The organism is Mumia xiangluensis (assembly GCF_010994095.1).
Classification (GTDB): domain Bacteria; phylum Actinomycetota; class Actinomycetes; order Propionibacteriales; family Nocardioidaceae; genus Mumia; species Mumia xiangluensis.
The window spans coordinates 203,659-217,631 of the sequence record NZ_WJYO01000001.1 but is presented as its reverse complement, the minus strand read 5'-3'; the positions used below and the strand labels follow the sequence as shown (position 1 = coordinate 217,631).

Sequence of the window (13,973 nt, the reverse complement as noted above, 5' to 3'; positions counted from 1 at the left end):
CCCCGCAAGTTTGCGGTGCATGGCGGGCACTTCCGGGGGGAGCGTGGCAAACGCGGAAGAACTGAACGGAGATGACATGACCAACCGCACGTACGAGCTCGACCGCGCTCACGTCTTCCACTCGTGGTCGCCTCAGGGATCGCTGACCCCGATGGTGATCGAGTCCGCCGAGGGCAGCTACGTCACCGACGACCAGGGGCAGCGCTTCCTGGACTTCTCCTCCCAGCTGGTGTTCACGAACATCGGTCACCAGCACCCGCGCGTCGTGAAGGCCATCCAGGACCAGGCGGCGAAGCTCTGCACGATCGCGCCCCAGCACGCGAACGCCGCCCGGTCGGAGGCTGCGCACCTCATCGCCGGCCTTGCGCCTGACGGGCTCGAGCACGTCTTCTTCACCAACGGCGGCGCCGACGCCGTCGAGCACGCCGTCCGCATGGCGCGCCTGCACACCGGGCGCCGCAAGGTGCTCAGCCGCTACCGGTCGTACCACGGTGGCACCCAGACCGCGGTGAACCTGACCGGTGACCCCCGGCGCTGGCCGAACGACTACGGCGCCGATGGCGTCGTGCACTTCTTCGGGCCGTTCCTCTACCGCTCCGAGTTCCACGCGACGACGCAGGCCGAGGAGTGCGAGCGTGCCCTGGCGCACCTCGAGCGGACCATCCAGATGGAGGGGCCGAGCACCATCGCCGCCATCATCCTCGAGACCATCCCGGGCACTGCGGGCATCATGCCGCCGCCGCCCGGCTACCTCGAGGGCGTACGCGAGCTGTGCGACCGCTACGGCATCGTCTGGATCGCCGACGAGGTCATGGCCGGGTTCGGCCGCACCGGCACGTGGTTCGCGCTGGACCTGTACGACGCGAAGCCGGACCTCATCACGTTCGCGAAGGGCGTGACGTCGGGCTACGTGCCGCTGGGAGGCGTGATCGTCTCCGACGCGATCTACGCGACCTTCGCCGATCGCGTCTACCCGGGCGGCCTCACGTACTCCGGTCACCCCCTCGCCTGTGCCGCTGCCGTCGCCACGATCGAGACCATGAAGGACGAGCAGATCGTGGAGCAGGCCGCCACCCTCGGCACGGAGGTCTTCGGGCCCGGTCTCGCCGAGCTGCAGGAGCGGCACGCCTGCGTCGGCGAGGTGCGTGGCGTCGGTGCGTTCTGGGCGCTCGAGCTCGTGGCCGACCGCGAGACGCGTGAGCCGCTCGCGCCGTACGGCGGGTCGAGCCCGGCGATGAACGAGGTCGTCGCCGCGTGCAAGAAGAACGGCCTGCTGCCGTTCGTCAACTACAACCGCATCCACGTCGTCCCCGCGCTCAACATCGGCATCGACGAGGCACGTTCCGGTCTGGCGGTCCTCGACGAGGCGCTGTCGGTCGGCGACGCGCATGTCGCCCGCTAACCCGGGGCGACGAGGCGCTGCACAGCCGACCGTCTTCGAGCGTGACGCGCCGCCGGCCTCGCTCGTCGACGCCGCGCTGGCGCAGACGCAGGACGGGTGCTTCTGGCTCGAGGACGTCGGGGACGCGGTCGCGTACCCCGTCCTCGACCGGGCCCACACCGCCGACCTGCTGGTCGTCGGGGGTGGCTACACGGGTCTGTGGACCGCGGTGAAGGCCAAGCTGCGCAACCCGGCCGCGCGCGTCGTCCTGCTGGAGGCACAGACCGTCGGGTGGGCGGCGTCCGGACGCAACGGAGGCTTCTGCGACGCCAGCCTGACCCACGGCGAGGACAACGGTCGTACGCGGTGGCCCGACGAGTACGACACGCTCGAGCGGCTCGGGCAGGAGAACCTCGAGGCGCTCGCCACCGCGGTGGACGCGCTCGGGATCGACTGCGAGCTCGAGCGGACCGGGAGCCTCGACGTCGCCGTCGAGCCGCACCAGGTCGCGTGGCTCGAGGAGGGCGCGGGCGACGTGCTGGACACCGAAGCCGTACGCGCCCAGGTGAACAGCCCGACGTACCTCGCCGGTGTCTGGCACCGCGACTCGACGGCGATGGTGCACCCGGCGAAGCTCGCGAAGGAGCTCGCCCGGGTGGCGACCGGGCTCGGGGTCGAGATCTTCGAGAACAGTGCCGCCGAGTCGCTGGACGCGCCGGGCCGCAGCGGTCCGGTGCTCGTACGCACGCCTCGAGGCTCGGTCCGCGCGGACCGCGTCGCGCTCGCCACGAACGTCTTCCCGTCGCTGCTCGCCCGTACGCGGCTGATGACCGTGCCGGTCTACGACTACGCGCTGATGACCGAGCCGCTGTCGGCGGCGCAGCTCGACGCGATCGAGTGGCGCAACCGGCAGGGCGTCGGCGACATGGCGAACCAGTTCCACTACTACCGGCTGTCGGCGGACAACCGGATCCTGTTCGGTGGCTACGACGCGGTCTACCACTACGGGCGCAAGGTGCGGTCGGCGTACGAGGACCGTCCGAAGACCTACCGCACGCTGGCCGCGCACCTGCTCACGACGTTTCCCCAGCTCGAGGGGATCCGCTTCACGCACCGGTGGGCGGGCGCGATCGACACGTCGACGCAGTTCTGCGCGTTCCACGGTCTCGCCAAGTCGGGGCGCATCGCGTACTCGGCCGGCTTCACCGGGCTGGGGGTCGCCGCGACGCACTTCGCCGCAGACGTGATGCTCGACCGGCTCAGCGGCGAGCGCACCGCCCGGACCGAGCTGGAGATGGTCCGCAAGAAGCCGCTGCCGTTCCCGCCGGAGCCGGCGGCCGCCGTCGGGATCAACCTGACGCGGTGGGCGCTCGACCGGGCGGACCACCGCGCGGGGGAGCGCAACGCGTGGCTGCGGGCCCTCGACGCGGCTGGGCTGGGCTTCGACTCGTGAGGGGTCTCGATCGCTTCGCGCCTCGACCAGCGGGGGGGCGGGGCGACGACCAGCGGGGGGCGGGGCGACGACCAGCAAGTCTCAACGAAGGGATGACATGACGACGACCACGGTCTCGCTGCGCGGGATCTCCAAGGCGTACGGCACAGTGACCGCTGTCGACGGTCTCGACCTCGACATCGCGGAGGGTGAGTTCCTCTCGCTGCTCGGTCCCTCGGGCTGCGGCAAGACGACGCTCCTGCGGATGATCGGCGGCTTCGAGGAGCCGGACGCCGGAGAGCTGCTGCTGTCAGGCGAGTCTGTCGTCGGGGTCCCGCCGAACCGACGCGCCGTCAACACGGTCTTCCAGGCGTACGCCCTGTTCCCGCACATGACGGTCGCTCAGAACGTCGCGTACGGGTTGCGTCAGCGGCGCCAGGGCCAGCCGCGCCCGAGCCGGGCCGAGCTCGCCGAGCGGGTGCGCGAGGCGCTCGCCCTGGTGCGGATGAGCGAGTACGCCGACCGCCGGCCGAAGAAGCTGTCGGGCGGGCAGCAGCAGCGCGTCGCGCTCGCCCGAGCGATCGTCAACCGTCCCGACGTGCTGCTCCTCGACGAGCCGCTCTCGGCGCTCGACCGCAACCTGCGCGAGCAGATGCAGGTCGAGCTGAAGCTGATCCAGCGGCAGGTCGGGATCACGTTCGTCTTCGTCACGCACGACCAGGCCGAGGCGCTGTCGATGAGCGACCGCATCGTCGTGATGAACGCCGGCCACATCGAGCAGGTCGGCACGCCGCAGGAGGTGTACGGGAGCCCGGCCACTGCGTTCGTCGCCGGGTTCATCGGCACCCAGAACTTCGCCGACGGCATCGTGAAGGACCGCGTCGTGGTTGCGGACGAGGTGACGTACGCGCCGGAGCTGTCTGCGCTCGACGGCCTCGAGGACGGTCGTACGGTCCGGGTCGCGGTGCGCGCCGAGGCCGTGACGGTCGTGGCCGAGCCGCTGCCCGTCGGTACGGCCAACACCGCCGTCGGAACCCTCGCCGGGACCGCCTTCCTGGGCGACGTCGTCCAGCACGTCGTGCTCTGCGAGGACGGCCGCGAGATCCTCGCGCGGACCGCCGCTGCCGGCGCGCAGCCCCTCGCGACAGGAGCGCTGGTGGGCGTGACCTGGGCGCCGGAGTCCGTCCACGTCTACCCGGCGGACGCGTCGTGAGCCGACGTCGGGCGCCGGACCCGGTGCGGGTCCTCGCGCCTCGGGCCGAGGCCGGTCGGATCAGCCGCCGAGCTCTCCTCGGCGGGTTCGCCGTCATCGGCACCGCCTCCCTGCTGGGGTGCGGGAGCAGGTCGATCGCCAGCACGGCGTCGACCGACGGCGCCCTCGAGGGGCGGCTGAACGTCTACTCGTGGGGCGACTACGAGAACCCCGACAACATCCGCGCCTTCCGTGAGGACAACGACGTCACCGTCCAGGTCGACAGCTTCGCGTCGAACGAGGAGATGATCGCGAAGATCGGCGCGAGCCGCGGCACCAGCGGCTACGACGTGCTCGTCCCGTCCGGTCAGTTCGTGCCGATGATGGTCGCGAACGACCTCCTCTCGAAGCTCGACCACAGCCTGATCCCGAACCTCGCGAACCTCGAGCCGGCGTTCACCGCCCAGCCGTGGGACCCGGGCAACGTGCACACCGTCCCGAAGTCCTGGGGGACGACGGGGTTCGCGTACGACCAGACGTTGATCGACGGGCGTCCCACCTCGTGGCAGGACTTCCTCGACCTCGCGGCAGGTCAGGCGAGCGGATCGGTCTCGCTGCTCGACGACGCGTGGGAGGTGGCGTCGATCTACTTCGGCGCGAAGGGCATCGACCCGAACACGACCGATCCGGCGGACCTCGACGCGGCGGAGGCGTACCTGACCGAGCAGCTCGCACCGCACGTCCGAAACTTCAACTCCGCGCCCACGCAGAGCGTCATCCAGAACGAGATGGCCCTGCTCCAGATGTACAACGGCGACGCGCGCCTCGCCTTCTCCGAGAGCGACGACGCCGATCGCTGGCGCTTCGTCTACCCGACGCCGACGGCGAACCTGTGGGTCGACACCTGGGCGCTGGCGCGCGGCGCGCAGCACGTCGACTCCGCGCACGCGTTCATCGACTTCATGCTCGACCCCGAGGTCGCGATCGGCGAGGTCGACTGGAACGGCTACCCGACAGGCGTGGCCGGGCAGCGGGCCCTCGCCGAGGAGTGGGAGCTCGACATGCTCGACCTGATCTTCCCGCCCGAGAAGGTGGTCGCGCGCCTGACGCCCGCAGAGCTCACCGACGCTCAGGACCGGCTCACGTCGATCCTCGAGCAGGTCCAGGCGAAGGCGGGGTGACGGCAGTGGCACGTCGTACGCAGCGCACCACCGCCTCGCTGTCCTTCCCCGTGTGGGCGTGGCTGGTGTTCTTCGTGTTCACCCCGCTCGCCCTCGTCGTCTGGTACTCGTTCGGCTACAAGCCGGACCTCTTCACCGCCGTCTCGACCGACCAGCTGTCGTTCGACCGGTACGGCGAGGTGCTCGACGGCGTTTTCATGCCGATGTTCTGGGCGACCCTGCGGATCGCCCTCACCGGCACGCTGCTGTGCCTGCTGGTCGCGGTCCCGTTCGCGTACTGGATGGCGGTCAAGGTCGACCCGCGCTGGCGGCCGCTGCTGCTGGCGCTCGTCCTCGTCCCGTTCTGGACCAACTTCCTCGTCCGCACGATCGGCTGGCAGGTCATCCTCGCCCCGAGCGGGATGGCGAGCGACGTCCTGAACGCGATCGGCATCCTCGACGGCCCGCTCGACATCCTCTACACCCGCGGCGCCGTGCAGCTGGGCGTCGTCTACAACTACCTGCCGCTGATGATCCTCCCGCTCTACGTCGTCTTCGAACGGCTCGACCCCAGCCAGCGCGAGGCGAGCCGCGACCTCGGCGCCGGCCGCTGGCGTACCTTCTTCTCGGTCACCGTGCCTGACGCGCTGCCGGGGATCGCCTCGGGCTGTCTCCTGGTGTTCATCCCGCTGATGGGCGACTACCTGACGGCGTCGGTCCTCGGCGGGGCGCGAGGCACGATGGTCGGCCAGATCGTGGCGCGGCAGTTCACGTCCGCCCAGAACTGGGCGCTCGGTGCGGCGATGGCCGTGACGCTGATGGCGTTCGTCCTGCTGACCGTGCTGATCGTGGCGGCGCTGTTCCTCCTCGTACGGGCGGTCGTCCGGCGAGCCCGCCACCTGGACCTGGGGGTGTCGCCGTGAGGCGCGAACGCCGCGATCCCGTCGACCTGCTGCTCGCCGTCTTCGGAGTGCTCGTCTTCGTCTTCCTCTTCCTGCCGATCCTGGTGATCGTCGTCTACTCGTTCAACACCGGTCGGCTGCTCGGCGCCTGGGACAGCTTCGGCTTCGCCGCGTACAGCCGGGCGTGGAACAACCCGGTGATCGGCGACGCGGTCCGTACGTCGCTGGTGACCGGCGTGCTCGCGTCGCTGGTGTCGACGACGCTGGGAACCATCGGCGGCGTCGCCCTCGCTCGCGCCCGTCCCGGTGCGCGGTGGGCCGGGGTCCTGACGGCGCTCCTGGCCGTCACGCTGATCACGCCGGAGGTCATCGACGGCATCTCGATCCTGCCGTGGCTGGTCACGCTCGGCACGGACGGCGGGTTGTCGATCGTCAACAACGGCATGGTGAGGCTCGTCATCGTGCACACGTCGCTGGCGCTCGCGGTCGTCACGTTCATCGTCCGCGCGCGCCTGCGCGGCATGGACGAGCAGATCGAGGAGGCGGCGGCGGATCTTTACGCGAACCCGTGGAACAGGTTCCGTCAGATCACGCTTCCGCTGGCGTGGCCGGGCATCTTCGCCGGCGCGTTGATGGCGTTCACGCTGAGCCTCGACAACACGATCGTCGCGTCGTTCGTGCAGGTCCCCGGCTACACGCCGTGGCCGGTCTACGTCTTCGGCACGCTGAAGGTCGGCCTCCGCCCGGAGATCGCGGCGGTGTCGACGGTGCTCCTGCTGCTCACCCTCGCCGCGTTGGCGGTGGTGTGGGCGGTGCTCCGACGATCCGGAGACGACAACACGTCCGTCGCCGCCACGCTGACAGGAGGGTGAGCACCATGACTCACGCCCGTGATCGCCTGCTCACCGACGCCACGCTCAGCCACCCGTTGGAGGTCGACGGGCCGGACCCCGACGACGTCGTGGCGGGCTCGCCGACGACGGCCTCGGCGGAGCTCGGCAGTCTCGGCGAGACCCGGGTGGGGATCTGGGAGATCACCGCGGGCACCGTGCGCGACGTCGAGGTCGACGAGATGTTCGTCGTCCTCGCTGGCGACGCCACGGTGCGGTTCGAGGACGGCAGCACGATCGCGCTGCGGCCCGGAGTCGTGGTGCGCCTGCACGCGGGCGACCGTACGGTCTGGGAGGTCCGCGAGACGCTGCGGAAGGTGTACGTGGTCTGACGGTCACGAGTCGGCATCAGAGTGGGCGATTCTGCCTATTTCGTTCGTACGCCCCGGATCGGCGAGCGACCATGTTCAGGTGAACGTGTCCTGGACCGCCCGCTCGCGCCTGCTCGGCGCGCGCCGTCGTACGCGGTTCGGGATGGCCTTCCTCCTGGCTCTGATCGCCGTCGTGCTGCTCGTCGACCTCGGCGCGGACGCCAACGGCTCGGAGGCGGCGCGGTGTGCGCGGTTCGCCGCGGATGCGCAGGACCGCCGTGCGGAGCCCGTGGTCGGGTCGGGAGACCGCGTCGTCGTGCTCGGCGACTCCTGGTCCGCGGGTCTCGGTCTGGACGACCCCGCCGATGCCTGGCCCTCCCGCCTCGCGGGGCGCGTGTCCGTCGACGCGTTCTCCGGGTCTGGCTTCAGCCGGCTGGCCAGCCCGTGCGCGGGTGCCTGCTTCGCGCAGCGCGCACCCCGGGCCGTCTCCGGGGGCGCCGACCTCGTGGTGGTGGAGGGCGGGCTCAACGACGTCGACCAGCCGGTCGCGGCGCTGCGAGCAGGCTTCACGCGGGTGATGCGGGCGCTCGAGGCTCCGCGTGTGGTGGTGGTCGGTCCCGCGTCCGCGCCGGCGCGGGCCGCGGGTGCGCGAAGGGTCGACGAGGTGCTGGCGGCGATGGCGAGCCGGTACGACGCCGCGTACGTGTCCACGCTCGACCTCGACCTCGCCTACCTGGACGACGGGCTGCACCTGACGGCGCGCGGGCACCGTGAGCTCGGCGACTACGTCGCGCAGCAGCTCGCCGCGCTGGCCTCCGGTGCGCACACCCCGACTCCGCTGTGACCGTGACCTGTTCCGCGTCGGGCCCGCGCAGGTAGGGTCCACCTCATGACCGGACCGAGCGACGAGGCAGACGAGGTCACGGCCCAGCTGTTCGACATGGCCCGCAGCGGTGACGCAGACAGCCTGCTCGCGTACGTCCAGGGCGGGGTGCCGGTCAATCTCACGGACGCGACGGGCAACACGCTGCTGACCCTCGCCGCCTACCACGGGCACGCCGACATCGTGCAACGCCTCATCGACGCGGGAGCCGACGTCAACCGGCTCAACGACCGCGGCCAGAGCCCGCTCGCCGGGGCGATCTTCAAGGCCGAGGAGCTCGTCGTCTCGGTCCTGATCGGAGCAGGTGCCGACCCGGATCTCGGCGAGCCGTCGGCGCGCGCTCTCGCGGCGATGTTCGGCCGGGAGAGCCTCCTCACCTGAGCGTTCTCCCGTCGGGTCCAAGCGGCGGACGCTCGCGGTGATAGTCGTCTAAGTAGATAGAGTTTATCTCGCAACTTCTGCTTTCGACGAGACGACTCACGAAAGGTCACCCATGCCATCCTCGAAGCTCCTCGGAGCGATCGCGGCCCCCGCTGTGCTGTCGATGGTCTGCACCGGACTGGTGTTCGCAGCGCAGCCTGGCCAGGCTGCTCCGCCGGCGGCGCCCGCGGGATCGAAGCACGACCACCGCAAGGCTCCTCGCCCCAACATCGTGTACGTGATGGCGGACGACCTCGGTTGGTCCGACCTCGGCACCGGGCGTACGAACGGCGGGCACGGCAACGACTTCAACGAGACGCCGGTCCTCGACAGCCTCGCCGAGGAGGGGGCCGTCTTCGACAACGCGTACGCCTCGCCCCAGTGCGCTCCGACGCGGTCCGCACTGCTCACCGGTCAGTACGCGACCCGCCCCACCAACAACATCTACGCCGTCGGCGGGATCAACAACACGACCACCAGCCCGCTGGTGGGCGTCCCTCAGGGGCGTGCCGACGGCGCCGTGAACGCGGTCCCCACCGAGTTCCCGACCTTCGCGGAGACGCTCCAGGACGCGGGCTACTCGACCGGCTACGCGGGCAAGTTCCATGTGGCCGCGACGGCGCAGGAGATCGTCGAGTCGCACGGGTTCGACGAGAGCTGGGGCGGCGGTCCGTGGTCCCACGCGACCGTCTACCACGCATCCGGCGGGACCTTCAACGACACCGTCGCGCCGGAGCTCGACAAGTACGCCGCCGACTACAGCCAGGAGTACGTCGACGAGAACATCGCGCCGTACAGCCAGGGCGTCAGCGAGGAGCAGGTCGACGCGCTGGTCGGGACGCCCAAGCACGTCACCGACGCGATCACCGACGCCGCGATCGACTACATCGACCGCAGCAAGGACAAGGACAAGCCCTTCTTCACGTACCTGAGCCAGTACGCCCCGCACTTCCCGGTCGCGAACTTCCAGGCCCGCACGGACCTGCTCGCCAAGTACCAGGCGAAGACCCCCGCCGCGGACCCCGCCAGCCCGGCCTACGCGGCCCTCGTCGAAGGGATCGACCAGTCCGTCGCGCGCGTGATCGACTACCTGGAGGAGACACCGGACCCGCGCAACCACGGTCGTCCGCTCGCTGACAACACCCTGGTCATCTTCACCTCCGACAACGGCGGCGAGACGAACCAGGGGTCGTTCAACGAGCCGCTGCGGGGACGCAAGTCGGAGCTCTACGACGGCGGTGTCCGCATCCCGTGGATCGTCTGGAGCGGCAACCGTGACCTCGTCAAGCCGCGCAGCACCAACCACACCGTGATCAACGGTGTCGACCTCTACCCGACGCTGGCCTCGTACGCGGGCGCGAAGCTCCCCAAGCGCGTGCCGCTCGACGGGATCGACCTGCGCCCCGCCTTCAGCAAGGGCCGCGAGCTCGACCGCGACCTCTTCCACCACCTTCCCGGCTACATCCGCGGGGGAGCCGAACCAGGCTCGACGATCCGCTCGGGACGCTGGAAGCTGTACTACTTCTACACGGACCAGCGCTTCGAGCTGTACGACCTCCAGTCCGACATCGGTGAGACCGACGACGTCTCCGAGCGCCACCCGCGGCTCGTGCGCTCGCTCGGGACGAAGCTGGGCGCCTGGCTCGACCGCACCTCTGCGCCGCTCGCCACGTTGCGCGCGGGACAACCGCCGGTCGTGATCGACGGCTTCACCGGCCTGACGTACGCCGAGGGCCGGCTGGCGCGCCACCGGGGCGACACCATCACGATCGAGCCGGGGGAGGAGGTGCCGTTCGTCCTGCCGACACGGTGACGACGGGACCCAGGGCGGGCGTCGGGCGGGGGTGGACCCGTTCGACGCCCGCTCCTCGTGTGCACCTGGGGTGCGCGATAGAGTCGAGCACACGACAGGGGAGCGCACGGTGCCGTACGGCATGGAGCGCTGAGAGTGCGGAAGAGCCGCAGACCCTCCGAACCTGATCCGGTTAGCACCGGCGAAGGGAGTCATCATGGCTGATGCCGCACGTCCGACGACGGCACGATCCGGTCCGGTGCGCAGCGCCTGGGCCGATGCCGTCCACTACCGCACGATCGACCTGGTCACGGTCGCCATGCTCGGCGTCGCGATCGGCGTCGTGTTCTGGGGCTGGAACCAGCTGTACGCCGTGGTCAGCACGGCGTCCGTCTTCGCCTTCCCGCCCAGCATCGGGCTGATCTCCGGGCCCTGGCTCCTCGGGGGTGTGGTCGGCGGTCTCGTCGTCCGCAAGGCCGGAGCCGCGTTCGGGACCGAGGTGATCGCCGCGATGGTCGCGCTCGTGCTGGGCAACCAGTGGGGGATGTCCTCCATCCTCTCCGGCGTGGTCCAGGGGATCGGCGCCGAGATCGTGTTCGCGCTGCTGCTGTGGCGCCGCTGGGGTGTCGTCGCGGCAGCGCTCGCCGGTGCGGTGTCCGCGTTGTGCGCGGTCGCGTACGAGTGGAACCTCTACTGGGCCGACTGGGGCACCGGCTGGAAGCTCGTCTACGCCGCGTTCTTCGCACTGTCCGGCGCACTGGTCGCCGGGGTCGGCGGGTGGCTCCTCGTCCGGGCGCTGGCGCCGACCGGTGCCCTCGACGCCTTCGCCGCCGGCCGCGAGCACCACGACCGCCTCGCCCGCACCTCCGGATGACCGCCGACGCCACCACCGTACGACGGGGGTCGGCCCGCTTGGAGGGGTTCGGGTGGCGGCCCCTCGGCCGTCGCGTTCCTGTCGTGCGCGACCTCGACCTGACCGTCGAGCCGGGCGAGCGCGTCCTGCTCGCCGGACCGTCGGGCGCCGGCAAGTCCACCGTGCTGCGTGCGCTGGCGGGGGTGCTGGGCAGCGCCGGCTCCGGTGACGCGTACGGCGAGGTGCACGTCGCGGGCAGGATCGGCCTGCTGATGCAGAACCCCGCCGACGCCGTGGTGGCCGAGCGGATCGGCCGCGACGTCGCGTTCGGTCTCGAGAACGCCGGCGTCGCGCGAGAGGAGATCTGGAGGCGGGTGCGGCTGGCGCTGGAGGCCGTACGCCTGCCGTACGCCGTCGATCACCCGACCGCGGCCCTCTCCGGCGGCGAGCAGCAGCGCCTCGCGCTCGCAGGGGTGCTTGCCAGCGACGCCGACCTGCTGCTCCTCGACGAGCCGACGTCGATGCTCGACGCGCCCAACGCCGACGGCGTGCGCCGGTGCGTCCTCGAGGCCGTCGCGCGGACCGGCGCCACTCTCGTCGTGGTCGAGCACAGGATCGGACCGTGGCTCTCGCACGTCGACCGCGTGGTGGTCCTGGACGCCGACGGCGTCGTCGTCCGCGACACCGATCCGGTGACGTTCGCGGCCGATCCTGTCGCGCTCGCCGAGCAGGGGGTGTGGATGCCCGGCGTCGCAGCCCCTGTGCCGCTGGAGCCGCCGGCCGGACTGGTCGCGCCGTCCGGTGGAGGTGTGCCTGTGGTCGCCGAGGCGCTCCACGTCGACCTCCGGCGGTCGTCGATGCGCGGGACGACCGTCACGCCGGCCCTGCGGGGCGTCGACGTGGAGCTCGTGCCGGGCGCGTTGACCGTGCTCACGGGACCGAGCGGTGCGGGGAAGTCGACGCTCGTGGCCGCGCTCGCCGGTCTCGTGGCGCCGACGTCCGGGATCGTGTCCGGGCTCGGCGGGGGACGCGCCCCGCACCGCATGCGCTCGCGCGATCTCGCCCGCCGGGTCGGCTGGGTCCCGCAGAACCCCGAGCACGGGTTCGTGACGACCCACGCCCGTGACGAGGTCGCGGCGACGGGAGCGCGTACGGGGGTCACGGTCGACGCTGCGGCCGTCCTCGCCCACCTCGGTCTCGGCGACCACGCGGCCGCCAACCCGTACCGCCTGTCCGGCGGCGAGCAGCGGCGTCTCGCGACGGCCGCAGCGCTCGCCCACCGTCCCCCGGTCCTGCTGCTCGACGAGCCGACGGTGGGCCAGGACCGGCTGACGTGGGCGGCGGTCGTGGGGTGGGTGCGCGCCGCGGCGGATGCGGGAGCGGCGGTCGGGATCGCCACCCACGACCCCGATCTCGTCGCCCTCGCCGACCGGGTCGTGGCGCTGCAGGCTGGGGAGGTGCTCCGATGAGGCGCCTCGTCGTCGACGCGAACCCGCTCGTGCTGCTCCTCGTCGGCTTCGCGGCGGTCGTCGCGTCGCTCGCGGTGCGCGACCTGCGGACCGGGGTGATCGCCCTCACCGCGTACGCCGTGGCGGGGGCGGTCCTGCTGCCGTCTCTTCGCTTCGCGCTCCTGCGTTTCGTCGCCGTCGGGGTCGCCTCGGTGTCGGTGGTCTGGTCGACCTGGCTGCTCGGCGGACACGATGCCGAGCTGGCGCTCACGGCGGGGTTGCGCATCGTGGTGCTCGCGCTCCCGGGTGCGGTGCTCGCGGCGTTCCTCGACCCGTCGCGCCTGGCCGACCAGATGGGACAGCGACTGCACGTCCCGGCGCGCTTCGTCGTCGCGTTCGCGGCGGCGTTGCAGCGGTTCTCCGCGCTGCGCGAGGTGTGGGTGCAGCTGGACCGGGCACGCCGGGCGCGGGGGTTCGGGCCGACACGCAACCCGGTGTCGCTGGCCCGGCACGGCGGCGCCCTCGCGTTCGCGATGTTGGTGGCCGCGCTGCGCGACGCCGGACGGATGTCGGCGGCGATGGACGCGCGCGGGTTCGCCGACGCGAGGACCCGCACGTGGGCCGAACCAGCACCCTGGACGCGCGCCGACTCCGGGCTGCTCGCGCTCGGGCTGTTCCTCGCCCTCGTCCCCTGGCTGGTGCGGTAGCCGCGATCCCGACAGCCGGTGTGCCGTGAGTCACGGCTGCTGCTCTAGGATCGGCTCGGTAAGCGATCGCTTAGTGCGGAGGAATCACATGCGCGTGTTCAAGGATCTGGCCGAGCTGTCGGCGAGCGTCGGCGAGGAGCTCGGGGTCAGCGAGTGGCACGAGGTGACCCAGGAGCAGGTCAACCAGTTCGCCGAGGCCACCGGTGACCACCAGTGGATCCACGTCGACCCCGAGAAGGCGGCGCAGGGTCCGTTCGGCCGGACCATCGCGCACGGCTATCTCACCGTCTCGCTGATCCCGATGCTGTCGGCCGAGACCTACAAGGTCGAGAGCGTCAAGATGGGCGTCAACTACGGGTCCGAGAAGGTGCGCTTCCCGGCACCGCTCCCCGTGGGATCGCGCGTGCGCGGCCGCGCCACGCTCGTCGAGGTCGTCCCGGTCGCCCTCGGGCAGCGCGTCGCCGTCGACTTCACCCTCGAGGTCGAGGGTGGCGACAAGCCGGTCTGCGTCGCGCGCACCCTCGCGATCTTCGCGGAGTAGCCCCGCCTCACGGCCGGCGCACACCCTGGGGGTGCGTACGGATTCCTCGCCGCGACGTGCC

Annotated in this window: 14 protein-coding genes and 1 riboswitch; all 14 genes read left to right on the top strand. The window is 71.3% G+C overall.

Annotation, left to right across the window (positions count from 1 at the left end; genetic code table 11):
- Positions 1-76 precede the first annotated feature (76 nt).
- The 14 genes from GH747_RS00920 (at position 77) to GH747_RS00855 (ending at position 13,912) form a co-directional block, all read left to right on the top strand.
- Positions 77-1,402, top strand: coding sequence for an aspartate aminotransferase family protein (locus GH747_RS00920; protein ID WP_205602711.1), 1,326 nt, complete (start codon positions 77-79; stop codon positions 1,400-1,402).
- Positions 1,389-2,834 (top strand): NAD(P)/FAD-dependent oxidoreductase, encoded by a 1,446-nt coding sequence (locus GH747_RS00915; RefSeq protein ID WP_149767414.1) that lies wholly within the window; start codon positions 1,389-1,391, stop codon positions 2,832-2,834. The genes GH747_RS00920 and GH747_RS00915 overlap by 14 nt, the downstream gene beginning before the upstream one ends.
- Before the next feature lie 97 nt (positions 2,835-2,931).
- Positions 2,932-4,026 carry an ABC transporter ATP-binding protein gene (locus GH747_RS00910; protein WP_149767412.1) on the top strand — a complete coding sequence of 365 codons (1,095 nt, stop codon included), beginning with the start codon at positions 2,932-2,934 and terminating at the stop codon, positions 4,024-4,026.
- A complete protein-coding gene (locus GH747_RS00905) occupies positions 4,023-5,186 on the top strand; it encodes a polyamine ABC transporter substrate-binding protein (protein WP_149767410.1) in 1,164 nt (387 codons plus the stop codon). The genes GH747_RS00910 and GH747_RS00905 overlap by 4 nt, the downstream gene beginning before the upstream one ends.
- Entirely contained in the window at positions 5,183-6,088 is a 906-nt protein-coding gene (locus tag GH747_RS00900) for an ABC transporter permease (RefSeq protein ID WP_205602710.1), read from the top strand. Before GH747_RS00905 ends, GH747_RS00900 begins: the two co-directional genes overlap by 4 nt.
- Positions 6,085-6,939: an ABC transporter permease gene (locus GH747_RS00895; protein ID WP_149767408.1), complete on the top strand. Its 855-nt coding sequence runs from the start codon at positions 6,085-6,087 to the stop codon at positions 6,937-6,939. The genes GH747_RS00900 and GH747_RS00895 overlap by 4 nt, the downstream gene beginning before the upstream one ends.
- A 5-nt stretch (positions 6,940-6,944) precedes the next feature.
- The gene (locus GH747_RS00890) at positions 6,945-7,289 is read left to right on the top strand and encodes a cupin domain-containing protein (RefSeq protein WP_149767407.1); all 345 of its coding nucleotides are present in this window, start codon (positions 6,945-6,947) and stop codon (positions 7,287-7,289) included.
- A gap of 79 nt (positions 7,290-7,368) precedes the next feature.
- Complete coding sequence (locus GH747_RS00885; RefSeq protein WP_149767405.1) at positions 7,369-8,112, top strand: SGNH/GDSL hydrolase family protein; 744 nt, start codon at positions 7,369-7,371, stop codon at positions 8,110-8,112.
- Positions 8,113-8,157: 45 nt separating this feature from the next.
- On the top strand, positions 8,158-8,532 hold the full coding sequence (locus tag GH747_RS00880) for an ankyrin repeat domain-containing protein (protein ID WP_149767403.1): 375 nt from the start codon (positions 8,158-8,160) through the stop codon (positions 8,530-8,532).
- 112 nt (positions 8,533-8,644) lie between these two features.
- Complete coding sequence (locus tag GH747_RS00875) at positions 8,645-10,384, top strand: sulfatase (protein WP_149767402.1); 1,740 nt, start codon at positions 8,645-8,647, stop codon at positions 10,382-10,384.
- 86 nt (positions 10,385-10,470) lie between these two features.
- A riboswitch (TPP riboswitch) is annotated at positions 10,471-10,591 on the top strand.
- Positions 10,581-11,237, top strand: coding sequence for an ECF transporter S component (locus GH747_RS00870; RefSeq protein WP_149767400.1), 657 nt, complete (start codon positions 10,581-10,583; stop codon positions 11,235-11,237). It overlaps the preceding riboswitch by 11 nt.
- 83 nt (positions 11,238-11,320) lie before the next feature.
- Positions 11,321-12,685 (top strand): ATP-binding cassette domain-containing protein, encoded by a 1,365-nt coding sequence (locus GH747_RS00865; RefSeq protein WP_228552720.1) that lies wholly within the window; start codon positions 11,321-11,323, stop codon positions 12,683-12,685.
- The gene (locus GH747_RS00860) at positions 12,682-13,371 is read left to right on the top strand and encodes an energy-coupling factor transporter transmembrane component T (protein ID WP_149767397.1); all 690 of its coding nucleotides are present in this window, start codon (positions 12,682-12,684) and stop codon (positions 13,369-13,371) included. Before GH747_RS00865 ends, GH747_RS00860 begins: the two co-directional genes overlap by 4 nt.
- Positions 13,372-13,459: 88 nt before the next feature.
- On the top strand, positions 13,460-13,912 hold the full coding sequence (locus GH747_RS00855; RefSeq protein WP_149767395.1) for a MaoC family dehydratase: 453 nt from the start codon (positions 13,460-13,462) through the stop codon (positions 13,910-13,912).
- Positions 13,913-13,973 lie beyond the last annotated feature (61 nt).